Raw genomic sequence first — 13,521 nt, forward strand, 5'->3', positions numbered from 1 at the left:
TTAACCTTTTAAATGATTCATCTTATCTACGTCGATGTTGCCTCGATTTCTATAAAGCAACATTACTATGGCCAAACCAATCGCAGCTTCAGCAGCCGCAACTGTCAAAATGAAAAAGACAAAAACCTGTCCTCCAATCTCATTAAAATAATGAGAAAACGCAATAAAATTCGTGTTCACTGCAAGTAACATCAGCTCAACACAGATAAGGAGTAAAATGATATTTTTGCGATTTATCATCATTCCAACAAGGCCTAAGCCAAACAAAATCGCACCTAATATCAGGTAATTATTGACCGGTATCATATGGTATTCCCCAATACTTATTTTTCTGTCTTCATAGTAACTAATTCAACTCGATCACTTCTACGAGTCATAATCTGCTGCTTAACATCTTGTCTCTTCGAGAATCTTGCACCACGATGTACTAAGGTAATTGCAGAAACAATAGCAACTAATAAGAGTACTGCGGCAAGCTCAAAAGCCAGGAAATAATCAGTATAAAGAACCATACCTAATGCTTCAGTATTTGAAGCTTCAACTAAAATTGGCTCCGGTTTTTGCTGAGATGTCTCACCTACTTGCGTAGAAGACGCAACTACGGGCTTAGTCTCAACGTTGCTTTTAAGTGTACCTTCAGGAATAGCTTTCATTAACAGTGCAAGGAATAATGCAACGATAATTAAGCCAAAGGGAAGATAGCGCTTTAATTGACCTTTCACCGATTCAACATCAATGTTAAGCATCATGACCACGAATAAAAATAAGGTCATTACCGCACCGACATAAACCAGTACTAGAATTAAAGCCAAAAACTCAGCTTGTGCCAGTATCCACAGAACTGAACTCGTAAAAAAAGTAAATACGAGAAACAGAACACAACGAACGGGGTTACTTTGAGTAACCGCCAATAATGCAGAACCCACGGTTAAGGCTGCAAAAACATAAAAAACAGCTTGAATTAATAAGTCATGCATAGATTACCCCATTATCGGTACTTTTCATCAGCAGCTCGGTCTGCTGCAAGTTTCGGTTCCATTAAATCACCCAGTGCCAAAAGTTTTTCTTTGGTCATGATATTCTGGCCACGCTCGCTCACATGATAGTGTTGTATCGGAGTGACTACGATGGAGTCCACAGGACAAGACTCTTCACATAGGCCACAGTTAATGCACTTGAACACATCAATGTCATAGCGAGTAGTACGACGTGAACCATCGTCACGTGGCTCGGACTCAATAGTGATTGCCAATGCAGGACATACCGCTTCACATAATTTACATGCGATACACCGTTCTTCCCCATTAGGGTAACGACGCAACGCTAATAAACCTCTAAAACGAGGAGAAGTTGGTGTTTGTTCCTCAGGAAACTGTACGGTTATTTTTTTCTTGAAAAAATACCTTGCAGTCAGCTTTAAACCCGCCAATAGCTCTATTAAAAGAAAACTTCGGAGGTAATACTTAATATTTTGATATACTTTTTTCATCGGCTTCTCTTTTAACCATCAAAACCAAGGTTTAACCTGAGCAACTACCATTACGGCCGTTACTATAATCCAAACAATGGTAACCGGGATGAGTACTTTCCAACCTAAACGCATAAGTTGGTCATAACGATACCGTGGAAAAGTCGCTCTTACCCATAAATAAACAAAGAGGAAAAAGCTGATTTTCGCGAGTAACCACACAAAGCCTGGTACAACGAAGAATATATCTTCTAAAACAGGGATCCCTTCAAACGGAGACATCCAACCGCCTAAGAACAAAATACTCAACAGAACCGAAATCAGAATCATGCTTGCGTATTCTGATAAGAAGAATAATGCAAATCCTATTCCTGAATACTCAACATGGAATCCGGCAACAATTTCTGACTCGCCTTCAGCAAGGTCAAAAGGTGCTCTATTGGTTTCGGCAATACCCGCAATCCAAAACACTAAAAATAATGGAAGTAAGGGTACAAACCACCAATGAAGCATCCCACCTTTTTGCGAGTTAACAATCTCTGTAAGGTTCATGCTGTTAGCCGCTAATAAAACACCGACTAATGCAAATCCCATGGCAATTTCATACGAGACAGTTTGCGCGGTACTTCTTAATGCACCAAACATCGCATATTTAGAGTTAGATGCCCAACCCGCAATAAGCACCCCATAGACACCAAGCGAGCTCATTGCAAAAACGTACAAAACTCCCGCATTAATATTCGCAAGCACCACTCCTTCCTGAAAAGGAACTACAGCCCAACCTGCAAGAGCGGGTACCAATGCAAAAAGGGGTGCGATAATGAAAAGATACTTATTTGATCTCGTTGGAATAATAATTTCTTTCGTGATCAATTTAATCAAGTCAGCTATAGGCTGCAGTAAGCCTTTCACCCCAACTCGGTTAGGACCAATACGTGATTGAATATAGCCAATAACCTTACGTTCAGCATAAATTAAATATGCAACGCATAAAAGTAATGGAACTACAATTACGAGTATCTTCAGAACAACCCAAATTAATATGCTAATTTCATGCAGCATTTTCTTACCTGCCTAGCGCTTAATAGTTATTGCAGCAAATGAATGACCCAAATCAACTGTTTCAGGCATCGCGTTTGCTACCCATACAACATCTGCCGCAATTCGCTCATCACGTTTAAGCGGCAATGTTATCTCAATATCTCCCTGAGATACAGTAGCAATTTCATCTAATTGCAATCGATCTGCTGTCGTTGGATTCATACGTATGCATGCGATATCAGCAGCAGCACATAATTGCAACTCTTTAGCATTTCTTACAATTGAATCAACACGATACAGAGGCCACTCACCTACGCGAATCAAAGATTCATTAATCAAGGGTAAGCTCTCAGGATAATATGGAGTATAGGCTTGCTCGACAGTGATTGTAGCAACTGATTTAATTTCAGATAAAACATCTTCTGTTGAGGTATATTCAAAATCTTTGCACTGGAATAAATTACCTAATACACGTAACACTTTCCAAGCTGGTCGAGCTTGGTCGTGTGGAGGCAATGCCCCTTTCACACTTTGCCAGGTATTATCAATATTGATGTAGGTACCCGAAGTTTCAGCATAAGGTGCTATTGGTAAAATTACATCAGCATAATCGTGCATTGATTCATGGTTATAAGCCGACATTAAGACGACAAACTCAGCCGCGAGCATTGACTGGCGTGCACCATAAGGATTAGCAAAATCAAACCCTGGCTCCACACCCATTAACACATATGCTTTTAACTTAGCATTCAATGCCGCTTGCACATCTAAACCCGCTTTTGAATCAGCTTTACCTGCAACGGTTCTATGAGGAACCATACCAGCCATCCAGGCTCCAGCGGTATTTGCACCTTGAGTTAGGCGAACCACTTTGGCACCACTTAATTTTTCAATTAAATGAACCATGGTACGGATTAACGCAGCTTCAGGATGGTTCTCACAAAGCGCACCAGTAATTAAGCATGTCTTTTCATCTTTAAGCGCCTTCGCAACACCATCTACAGCCACATCAGGATTCAAACCGATTAAAAGTTTTTGTACTTCTTCAGGCAATGCTTTTGCATCATCGGCAAGTGCTTTAACCAGTTTCGCCAATTGCATTGGCATTTCTAAAGGAGAAACAATAAAGCGCTCTTGAACATCAAAATGATAATCATAGTCAACCGAGTTAATGGCATAAACTTTAGCACCATTACGGAATGCCTTACGCACTCTCACCCCAGCTAATGGGACTTCACGCTCAATGTTAGAACCAACTAATACGATTGTGTGTTGATTTTCAATCTCAGCATAAGCTAAAGAGCTTGTTGGAGTCGTAGCTTGATTGTCTTGATCTTTAAAATCAACTTGTTGTAAACGATGGTCCAAATTATGTACATCGAGTTCGCGCATTAATTTTTGTAATAAGTAAAGCTCTTCTAATGAAGAAGAACTGGAAGCAAATGCAGCAACCTGTTCACCACCATTATGTTTAATTACTCGGCTTAAACCATCCGCAGTAAACTTTAAGGCAGTTTCCCAATCAACTTCTTCCCATTGGCCATTACGCTTAATTTGTGGTTTGCTTGCACGGTGCTCGCTTTTCAAGCCTAAATAGCTGAAACGATCACGGTCAGACAACCAGGTTTCGTTAATGGATTCGTTTTCTTTGGGAACAACACGCATTAATTCGTTTCTACGTGTATGTACAAATATGTTAGAACCTAAACAGTCGTGTGGTGCCAAGCTATCATACTGGGACATTTCCCAAGCTCTTGCCGTAAAACGGTAAGGTTTCGAGGTCAATGCACCAACTGGACATAAATCAATAATATTACCAGAAACCTCTGACTTCATACTGTGTTGCACGTAGGTTCCGATTTGCATCTTTTCGCCACGACCAGTAGCACCTAGCTCACGTACTCCGGCAACTTCATCACCAAAACGCACGCAGCGAGTACAGTGGATGCAACGAGTCATCTCTGTTGCAATCAAGGCACCTAAATTATCATCGTTAACTGAACGTTTGCTTTCAGTATAGGTTGATTCATCCGCACCAAAACCCATAGAAACATCTTGCAATTCACACTCACCACCTTGATCGCATATTGGGCAATCCAAAGGATGGTTGATCAGCAAAAATTCCATTACTGCTTTTTGCGAGTAAAGAGCTTGTTCTGACTTGGTAAATACTTTCATGCCATTTGTAATTGGTGTAGCACAAGCAGGAACTGGCTTTCTGCCATTTTCCACTTCAACTAAGCACATACGGCAGTTTGCGGCTACAGAAAGTTTTTTATGATAGCAAAAACGAGGGATATGAATACCGGCTTCATCAGCAACTTCGATGATCATTTTACCGTTTTCTGCTTCAAATGTTTTACCGTCGATTTCAATAGTAGTTGTCATGGTTAAAACCTTCTAATTATGCTGCGACGATCGAGCGTTTATGCTTAATGAAGTAATCAAATTCATGATAAAAGTGCTTAACGAAACTTTGTACAGGCCAAGCAGCAGCTTCCCCTAATGCGCAAATGGTTCGTCCTTCGATGTTGTCTGCAACATTGACTAATTTCTCTATATCACCTGGCTCTCCATGCCCATCTTTGATTCGATGTAATAAGCGCACTAACCAACCCGTACCTTCTCGGCAAGGCGTACACTGACCACAAGACTCATCCATATAAAACTCTGAAATTCGATATAAAGCGTCGACCATACACGTAGTTTCATCCATAATGATCACAGCCCCCGAACCTAGTCCAGAACCTGCTTTTTGGATGCTGTCGTAATCCATATCAAGTCCCATCATTACATCACCTGGTAAAACGGGCATGGATGAACCACCAGGAATTACTGCTTTGATTTTGCGATCATGAAGTACGCCGCCAGCAAGTTCCAATAAAGTTTTAAATGGAGTACCTAACGGGATTTCAAAGTTGCCAGGTTTATTTACATGGCCACTGACGCTAAAACACTTAGCGCCACCATTATTAGGCTTGCCAAGTTTTAAGAACCATTCGCCACCTTTTTCCAGAATTACTGGAACCGAAGCAAAGGTTTCTGTGTTATTGATGGTGGTAGGCTTCCCATATAAACCATAGTTCGCAGGAAACGGTGGTTTAAAGCGTGGTTGTCCTTTCTTACCTTCTAAGGAATTAAGTAAGGCTGTTTCTTCACCACAAATGTATGCACCGGCGCCTAAGTGATTATATAAATCAAAATCGACACCAGACCCTAAAATATTTTTACCTAATAAACCGGCTGCATAAGCTTCTTTTAAAGCAGCTTCGGTGCGTTCGTAAGGTAACCAGAATTCACCGCGAATGTAGTTATACCCAACGGTTGCACCCATCACATAACCGGCAATCGCCATACCTTCAATTAGCTGATGCGGATTTAAGGCTAATATTTCTCGGTCTTTACAGGTGCCTGGTTCACCTTCATCCGAATTACATACAACATATTTTTGTACGGGAGAATTACGATTCATAAAACTCCACTTTAATCCGGTAGGGAAACCTGCACCACCACGACCTCGCAATGCAGAGGTTTTTAATTCATCAATAATTAATTGGGGAGAAGTTTGCTCTTTTAAGATCTTTCTCCAGGCACTGTATCCACCAACACTTTCATAAGCAGATAGAGTCCAAGGCTCTGGTAAATGAACTGTTCGGTAACAAACTTGATTTAATTCGACCACGGCAACCACCTCTATCTTTTATTCGTATTGGCCTAACACTTTATCTATAGACTCAGGAGTCAGATTCTCGTGATAATCTTTATCTACCTGTATCATTGGCGCATTAACACACGCACCTAAGCATTCAACAGAGCGTAAAGTAAAACGTCCATCATCTGTAGTTTCACCTAACTTAATTCCTAATTTCTTTTCCAGGTGGTCAACCACACCAGCAGAACCACGTAACATACAAGAGATGTTGGTGCAAACATTCAGTAAATGTTTCCCAACAGGTTTATGTTCATACATGGTATAGAAACTTGCCACTTCGTAGACTGCAATGGCAGGCATTTCAAGATAATTAGCTACGGCATCCATCAATTCGGGAGTTAAATGGTTATGCTCTTCTTGAACAATTCTTAAAGCACTCATTACTGCAGATTGCTTTTGATCCTGAGGATATTTTGCTATCCAATGATCAATATCTTGAATGCGCTCTTTCGATATCAATTGATTTAATATTTTTGCTGAATTATCAGACATATCTAAACCTTTATCTCATGTGTACAAACAATAAATCCTAGTCGCCGTTTTCTTGCGCCAGGTTATGTTTAATACATTACGCTAGTGTAAATTCGATATAATGTGTTTATATCGAACTGAATTTATGTTGATCTAACGATCAATTTCACCAAACACGATATCCTGACTAGCCAAAATAGCCACGCCATCTGCAAGCATATGTCCTCTTACCATTTCATCAAAACTAGATAAATGCGCAAATCCGGGAGCTCGAATTTTCAGTCGGTATGGTTTATTAGCGCCATCTGATACCATATAAATACCAAACTCGCCTTTTGGCGCTTCAACAGCGCTATATACTTCGCCACGAGGTAAACAAAAACCTTCCGTAAATAACTTGAAATGATGAATTAAGGCTTCCATATCGTGCTTCATTTCAACACGTCGTGGTGGTGTAATTTTATGATCATCAAGACGAACGGGTCCTGGATTCTTTTTTAGCCATTCGACGCATTGTCTAATAATTCGATTTGATTGTCTTAACTCTTCAACACGAACCAAATAACGGTCATAACAATCTCCAGTTTTACCTACTGGTATATCAAAATCGACTTGGTCATAAGCAGCATAGCTTTGTTTCTTACGCAGGTCCCAGGCAACACCTGAACCACGAAGCATTGGGCCGGTAAAACCCCACTGTAACGCTTGTTCGGGAGATACAACACCGATATCTACTGTGCGTTGTTTCCAAATTCTATTGTCAGTCAATAAAGTTTCATATTCATCAACACAACGAGGGAAGCGCTCTGTAAAGGCCCAAATGAAATCCAGTAAAGTTCCGCTACGGTCTTGATTCATTTTTTCAACTTCACGATCGCTGTGCCATCTAGACGCTTTATATTGAGGCATCGTATCAGGCAAGTCACGCGCAACCCCACCTGGTCGGTAATAGGTAGCATGCATGCGTGCACCAGATACAGCTTCATAGCAGTCAAATAAATCTTCACGCTCTCTGAAGCAATAAAGGAATACGGTCATTGCACCAATATCCAGAGCAATCGCGCCCAACCATAGAAGATGGTTTAATACGCGGGTGATTTCGTCAAACATGGTACGAATGTACTGTGCTCTTAGTGGTGCTTCAATATCTAAAAGTTTTTCTATGGAACGAACATAAGCATGTTCATTACACATCATCGATACATAATCTAAACGGTCCATGTAACCAATGTTTTGGATGTATGGCTTTGTTTCCGCTAATTTTTCAGTTGCGCGATGCAATAAGCCAATATGCGGATCGGCACGAACAATAGTCTCACCTTCCAGCTCAAGAACCAAGCGCAAAACCCCATGGGCTGCGGGATGCTGCGGACCAAAATTTAACGTGTAATTCTTTAATTCAATCATTATTCGCCGCCCTTCTCATTAACTATATACCGGTTATCATTACGAATAACCTTAGGCACCAATACTCTGGGCACTATATCAACAGGTGCGTAAATAACTTTTTGTAATTTTGCATCGTAGCGCATTTCAACCTCACCACTGAGAGGGAAATCTTTACGGAATGGATGTCCAATAAAACCATAGTCGGTCAAAATACGTCTTAAATCCGGATGCCCATCAAATAAAACACCGTACAAATCGTAGGCTTCACGCTCAAACCAGTTAGCACCTTTCCAAAGATGATGCACTGAAGGAATAATTAGATGTTTTTCATTAAGGAATACTTTAACGCGCAGGCGATGATTTTTTTGTGTGGAAAGCAAATGATAAACTACGGCAAAGCGTGGTTTATTCAGTGCATAAGCTTTGGCATCTTGACGCTCAACACCGCGAGAAAAACCTTTTTCTGTTGCTGAATCAGTTTCCCAATCGTATTCGCCATACAGCAGATAGTCTACTGCACAAAGGTCTATAAGTTGATCAAATGAAAAAGCAGGAACATCACGCAATTCCATCATTAATGTTTTTATGTTAGCAACATCACATTCAACGGTTACTTCGTCAAATGCAATACTTACGTCGCCGATATGACTCGCTAACTCAGTTTTTAGTCTATCAACCAAATAATCATTTTTTGTCATCTAATTTGCACCTTTGATGAGCTTAGTCTTCTAATATATTTTTACGTCTGATTTTATTCTGTAATTGAATAATACCGTAAAGCAGTGCTTCAGCGGTTGGCGGACATCCTGGAACATACACATCAACAGGAACAATCCGGTCACAGCCACGAACAACTGAATAAGAATAGTGGTAATACCCACCACCATTGGCACATGAACCCATAGAAATAACCCAACGCGGTTCAGGCATTTGATCATAAACTTTGCGTAAAGCAGGAGCCATCTTATTACATAAGGTACCTGCAACAATCATGACGTCTGATTGCCGTGGACTTGGACGGAAAATAATACCAAATCGGTCCAAATCATAACGAGCGGCACCGACATGCATCATCTCGACTGCACAACATGCCAAACCAAAAGTCATAGGCCACATAGAACCACTACGAGCCCATCCAACAAGTTTGTCGACCGAAGTCGTTACAAAGCCACTTTTTTGCAATTCTGCAACCGCCATAGCTAGCCTCTAAGCAGTTAAATATTAATAAAAATATTCGTAACCTCTCTATGGTCTTTTGACTTAAGTAAGTACTCATCAAAAATGAAAACAGCTATTGATGAAATACTTACTTTAATCAAGCAACAACAGAGAAGTTACGATCGTTAAACTATTTGTCACGCTTTTAAAATTATTCCCACTCTAACGCGCCACGCTTCCATTCATAGATAAAGCCAATGACTAATAAACCGAGAAATAACATCATTCCGGAAAAACCAAACCATCCAATTTTGCGTAAGACTAAAGCCCAAGGGAAGAAAAATGCAGTTTCCAAATCAAAAATAATGAAGAGTATTGCTACTAAATAGAAACGCACATCAAAAGGCAAATGAGAGTTTTCAAACGCGCCAAAACCGCACTCGTAGGGTGCATTTTTAGCGGCATCAGGACTATGTTTTGAAAGCAGGGCACCAGCTCCCAACATCACCAGGCCAAGAACTAATCCGATGATTATGAATACAAGAACGGGTAAGTATTGAGATAGCATTATGTCACCTTGCTCGATTAAATGGTGCCGAAGGCCGGACTCGAACCGGCACGGCTTACGCCACCGCCCCCTCAAGACGGCGTGTCTACCAATTCCACCACTTCGGCAATTCTTATTATTAGGCTTTGTCTACCATCCAATTTAGGAAAGGTAAACACCCCAAGTGTTTTATTCTTTCTTATCACTTTTGCTGTTATCAACAGGTACTGGAATTGAATTCACAGGTACCGTTGTTTGTTGAGGGGCAGCTAGCGGTTCTGTTTTATGATATTGTACAGATACCATGTAAGACAGCAATAGACTAGTGACAAAAAATGTTAACGCTAAACCACCAGTCAGTTTAAATAAAAAACTACCAGTTCCCTGACTACCAAATAATGTATTTGATGCACCGGAACCAAAAGCTGCGCCAATATCAGCACCTTTACCATGTTGAATAAGCACTAAGCCGATTAAGACCATAGCTACTAACACATGTATAACTAATATCAATTGATACATTTCACAATTTCCACAAACTGTTTCGCATTTAACGATGCTCCACCTACTAAGCCACCATCAACATCGGGCATAGCAAACAAAGCCGCGGCATTATTTTCGTTTACACTACCTCCGTAGAGGATAGATAAACGCTCAGCATCATCACGATTAATATCGCTAACCAGCTTCCTGATAAACTGGTGCACTTCTTGTGCTTCATCAGGTGATGCAGTTTTTCCTGTGCCAATAGCCCAAACAGGTTCATAAGCTATAACACCGTTTTGAAAGCAATTATTGTTATTTTCACTTACTGCCAGAATTTGTCTGGCAATTACTTGTTCTGTGTGCCCATTTTCACGCTCTTCCAACGTTTCACCGACGCAAAGAACAGGTATCATATCATGTTCTTTAACATGGTGGAATTTTTGCGCTACAAATTTTTCATCTTCTTGAAAAATATGTCTTCTTTCTGAATGTCCAACTAAAACATAATGGCAGTTAAACTCTTTTAACATGGGGCCGGACAGTTCGCCAGTGAATGCACCAAAATCTTTTGGATATACATTCTGGGCTCCGAGTTTAATGCGACTCTTCACAATTAATTCATTAACTTGCGGTATGTAAATTGCGGGAGGCATAATTGCTACATGAAGCTTATCGTCAAAGCTTAACATATCATTGAGCTGACTCGTTAATTGAATCACTTGCTGTAATTGGCCATTCATTTTCCAGTTACCAGCAACTATCTTATGTCTCATGTGCTGTCCTCACGCGTTCAACCCCGCGACTATACCCAAACCAGGCAAAGATGTGTAGTCTTATTGTCATTTTTTTGTGAAAAAAGTGGCTAATTTCCTATTTAGGTTTGATACCGTGCAGGTTAAATCTTCACATTGCACAATTGCCTATCACAACAGTTCCTGGCTGTATTTTACTTAAGGTATTTGTACTTTTAAGAAAAAACCTGGTTGCAAACAACCAGGTTTTTTGATTTTAATGAGGTAAGCTTTTTTCGATTTGGCTGATGTCATCACATAGCTTTTGGGCTTGTTGAACTACTAAAGACTGGTCTTGACCTTCAACCATAACGCGCAATAAAGGCTCGGTACCAGAGGGGCGCAATAAGACTCGTCCTTCTCCTTGCAGGCTTGTTTCCAAGCTTTTTACCACACGAATTACTTCTGAATTATTAGCAAGTAATGATGCATGGGTAGTTTTTAAGTTGACCAGACTTTGTGGCAACAAGGAAATACCCCCTGTTAATTCTTGTAAGCTCTTTCCTTGTTTCACCATAATGGATAAGACTTGTAAGGCAGCAACAATTCCATCACCGGTTGTCGTTTTATCAAGACAAACGATATGGCCAGATGTTTCGCCGCCAATCTTCCAATTATTTTCACGTAGCGCTTCGAGAACGTAGCGATCGCCTACATTGGAGCGGATAAAAGGAATGCCCAGCTCGGTAATCGCCATTTCTAGACCGTAGTTACTCATGATGGTACCCACTACGCCACCATGTAAAACACCTCGTTCGTGGCGATCTTTAGCAATGATATAGAGAATTTGGTCACCATCAATCACATTACCTTTAGCATCGACTAATAATACTCGGTCACCGTCACCATCTAAACCAATACCAATATCAGCTCCCGTACTGAGAACCTTTTGAATCAGATGAGCAGGCGAGGTTGAACCACAATCCTGATTGATATTAAAACCATCTGGCTTATTGCCAATTGCCGTAACATTAGCTCCAAGCTCGGAAAAAACATTAGGGGCAATGTGGTAAGTTGCACCATTTGCGCAATCAACCACGATTTTTAGACCCGATAAGCGAGTCAGCGATGGTATAGTTGATTTACAAAACTCAATGTAACGGCCACTTGCGTCACTAATGCGCGTCGCTTTACCTAATTGTTCTGATGGAACTGTTTCCATTTTTTTGTCTAATTCGGCTTCAATGGCAAGCTCCACACTATCAGGGATCTTACCGCCTTCAGCGGAGAAGAATTTAATGCCATTATCTTCGAATAAATTATGGGACGCACTAATCACAATTCCTGCATTAGCACGAAGTGTTTGCGTTAAATAAGCAATTGCAGGTGTTGGCATTGGACCTAATAAGGCCACATCCACACCCGCTGCAGATAAACCAGCCTCTAATGCGGATTCCAGCATGTAACCAGACACTCGCGTATCTTTACCGATAACGACCTTTTTCCGATGGCCATTTGCCAGTACACGTCCTACGGCCCAACCTAATTTTAAAACAAATTCAGGATTAATATTTGATAATCCTACGTGTCCACGTATACCATCAGTACCAAAATATTTACGTTGACTCATCCTTTCCTACCTTATTGTTAGACTATTGCGCTCGTTCCACTAAATCGATCATTTTCAACGCCTGATGAGTTTCATCAACATCATGCGTTCTTATAATTCCTATGCCCTTAAGTGTCGCATACACAGCCAGGGTAATACTTCCTATTAAACGATCATCCACCTCTTTGTTGAGCACGACTCCTATTGAACTCTTGCGTGAAACACCTAAAAGAAGTGGCATTTTAAATTCAGCAAAATGATCAAGCATCTTTATTAAATATAAGTTATCTTGCGTTTGTTTGCCAAAACCAAAACCAAAATCTAAAATTAAATGTTGTTTTTCAATGCCTGCACTCAAACACGCATTGATGCGTTCAATAAAAAACCGCCTCACTGTTTCATACACCCCATCAGGATAATGAGGATTTTGCTGCATTGTGCGGGGCTCTCCCTGCATGTGCATCAAACACACTGGAACCGCTAGCTTTGCAGCTATTTCCAACGCCCCTTCAGCACGCAACGCGTTAATATCATTAATTATGTTGGCCCCAGCCTTCACGGCTGCAACCATTACTTCCGGTTTATGTGTATCTATTGAAATACACACATCGGAATGAGCACGAATTTGTTCGATAACGGGTATCACCCTATTCAGTTCATCCTCAACTGATACTGGCTTCGCACCAGGCTTAGTCGATTCACCACCTATATCAATTAAATCCGCCCCTTGCTCAATCAAATGCAAAGCATGCTCACAGGCATTATCCTGGGATAAAAATTTACCACCATCAGAAAAAGAATTAGGGGTTACATTTAAGATTCCCATAATTAATGGTTTTTCAGAATAACATCTGGAAGGAAGCTGGCTGCGACCTGCAAGCCAGCTTAAAAATTGCTCTGCATTCACCT

Annotated in this window: 15 protein-coding genes and 1 tRNA gene; all 16 read right to left on the reverse strand. The window is 40.7% G+C overall.

The window, feature by feature from the left end; all coding sequences use genetic code 11:
* A complete protein-coding gene (gene nuoK / locus ACD661_RS07600) occupies positions 1–306 on the reverse strand; it encodes an NADH-quinone oxidoreductase subunit NuoK (RefSeq protein ID WP_133136502.1) in 306 nt (101 codons plus the stop codon).
* Between the two features lie 17 nt (positions 307–323).
* The gene (locus ACD661_RS07605; RefSeq protein ID WP_400187268.1) at positions 324–977 is read right to left on the reverse strand and encodes an NADH-quinone oxidoreductase subunit J; all 654 of its coding nucleotides are present in this window, start codon (positions 975–977) and stop codon (positions 324–326) included.
* Between the two features lie 11 nt (positions 978–988).
* Positions 989–1,489: an NADH-quinone oxidoreductase subunit NuoI gene (nuoI, locus tag ACD661_RS07610; RefSeq protein WP_400187269.1), complete on the reverse strand. Its 501-nt coding sequence runs from the start codon at positions 1,487–1,489 to the stop codon at positions 989–991.
* A gap of 18 nt (positions 1,490–1,507) precedes the next feature.
* Complete coding sequence (gene nuoH / locus ACD661_RS07615) at positions 1,508–2,530, reverse strand: NADH-quinone oxidoreductase subunit NuoH (RefSeq protein ID WP_400187270.1); 1,023 nt, start codon at positions 2,528–2,530, stop codon at positions 1,508–1,510.
* A gap of 12 nt (positions 2,531–2,542) precedes the next feature.
* Positions 2,543–4,897: an NADH-quinone oxidoreductase subunit NuoG gene (gene nuoG / locus ACD661_RS07620; RefSeq protein ID WP_400187271.1), complete on the reverse strand. Its 2,355-nt coding sequence runs from the start codon at positions 4,895–4,897 to the stop codon at positions 2,543–2,545.
* A 16-nt stretch (positions 4,898–4,913) separates the two neighbouring features.
* Positions 4,914–6,191, reverse strand: a complete 1,278-nt coding sequence (gene nuoF, locus ACD661_RS07625; protein WP_400187272.1) for an NADH-quinone oxidoreductase subunit NuoF — start codon at positions 6,189–6,191, stop codon at positions 4,914–4,916.
* Positions 6,192–6,209: 18 nt separating this feature from the next.
* Complete coding sequence (nuoE, locus tag ACD661_RS07630) at positions 6,210–6,713, reverse strand: NADH-quinone oxidoreductase subunit NuoE (protein ID WP_400187273.1); 504 nt, start codon at positions 6,711–6,713, stop codon at positions 6,210–6,212.
* Positions 6,714–6,845: 132 nt separating this feature from the next.
* Entirely contained in the window at positions 6,846–8,099 is a 1,254-nt protein-coding gene (locus ACD661_RS07635) for an NADH-quinone oxidoreductase subunit D (protein ID WP_400187274.1), read from the reverse strand.
* Positions 8,099–8,779 (reverse strand): NADH-quinone oxidoreductase subunit C, encoded by a 681-nt coding sequence (locus ACD661_RS07640; protein ID WP_400187275.1) that lies wholly within the window; start codon positions 8,777–8,779, stop codon positions 8,099–8,101. Before ACD661_RS07640 ends, ACD661_RS07635 begins: the two co-directional genes overlap by 1 nt.
* A gap of 22 nt (positions 8,780–8,801) precedes the next feature.
* Positions 8,802–9,278 carry a NuoB/complex I 20 kDa subunit family protein gene (locus ACD661_RS07645; protein WP_133136493.1) on the reverse strand — a complete coding sequence of 159 codons (477 nt, stop codon included), beginning with the start codon at positions 9,276–9,278 and terminating at the stop codon, positions 8,802–8,804.
* A 172-nt stretch (positions 9,279–9,450) separates the two neighbouring features.
* On the reverse strand, positions 9,451–9,807 hold the full coding sequence (locus ACD661_RS07650; protein WP_058534496.1) for an NADH-quinone oxidoreductase subunit A: 357 nt from the start codon (positions 9,805–9,807) through the stop codon (positions 9,451–9,453).
* 22 nt (positions 9,808–9,829) lie between these two features.
* A tRNA-Leu gene (locus ACD661_RS07655) sits at positions 9,830–9,914 on the reverse strand.
* Positions 9,915–9,975: 61 nt separating this feature from the next.
* Positions 9,976–10,308 carry a preprotein translocase subunit SecG gene (gene secG, locus ACD661_RS07660; protein ID WP_400187276.1) on the reverse strand — a complete coding sequence of 111 codons (333 nt, stop codon included), beginning with the start codon at positions 10,306–10,308 and terminating at the stop codon, positions 9,976–9,978.
* The gene (gene tpiA / locus ACD661_RS07665; protein WP_400187277.1) at positions 10,296–11,045 is read right to left on the reverse strand and encodes a triose-phosphate isomerase; all 750 of its coding nucleotides are present in this window, start codon (positions 11,043–11,045) and stop codon (positions 10,296–10,298) included. The genes secG and tpiA overlap by 13 nt, the downstream gene beginning before the upstream one ends.
* Positions 11,046–11,280: 235 nt before the next feature.
* The gene (gene glmM / locus ACD661_RS07670; protein WP_400187278.1) at positions 11,281–12,633 is read right to left on the reverse strand and encodes a phosphoglucosamine mutase; all 1,353 of its coding nucleotides are present in this window, start codon (positions 12,631–12,633) and stop codon (positions 11,281–11,283) included.
* A gap of 22 nt (positions 12,634–12,655) precedes the next feature.
* Complete coding sequence (folP, locus tag ACD661_RS07675; protein ID WP_400187279.1) at positions 12,656–13,519, reverse strand: dihydropteroate synthase; 864 nt, start codon at positions 13,517–13,519, stop codon at positions 12,656–12,658.
* Between the last annotated feature and the right edge of the window lie 2 nt (positions 13,520–13,521).

It is taken from the genome of Legionella lytica (assembly GCF_044626755.1).
Taxonomy (GTDB): Bacteria; Pseudomonadota; Gammaproteobacteria; order Legionellales; family Legionellaceae; genus Legionella; species Legionella lytica_A.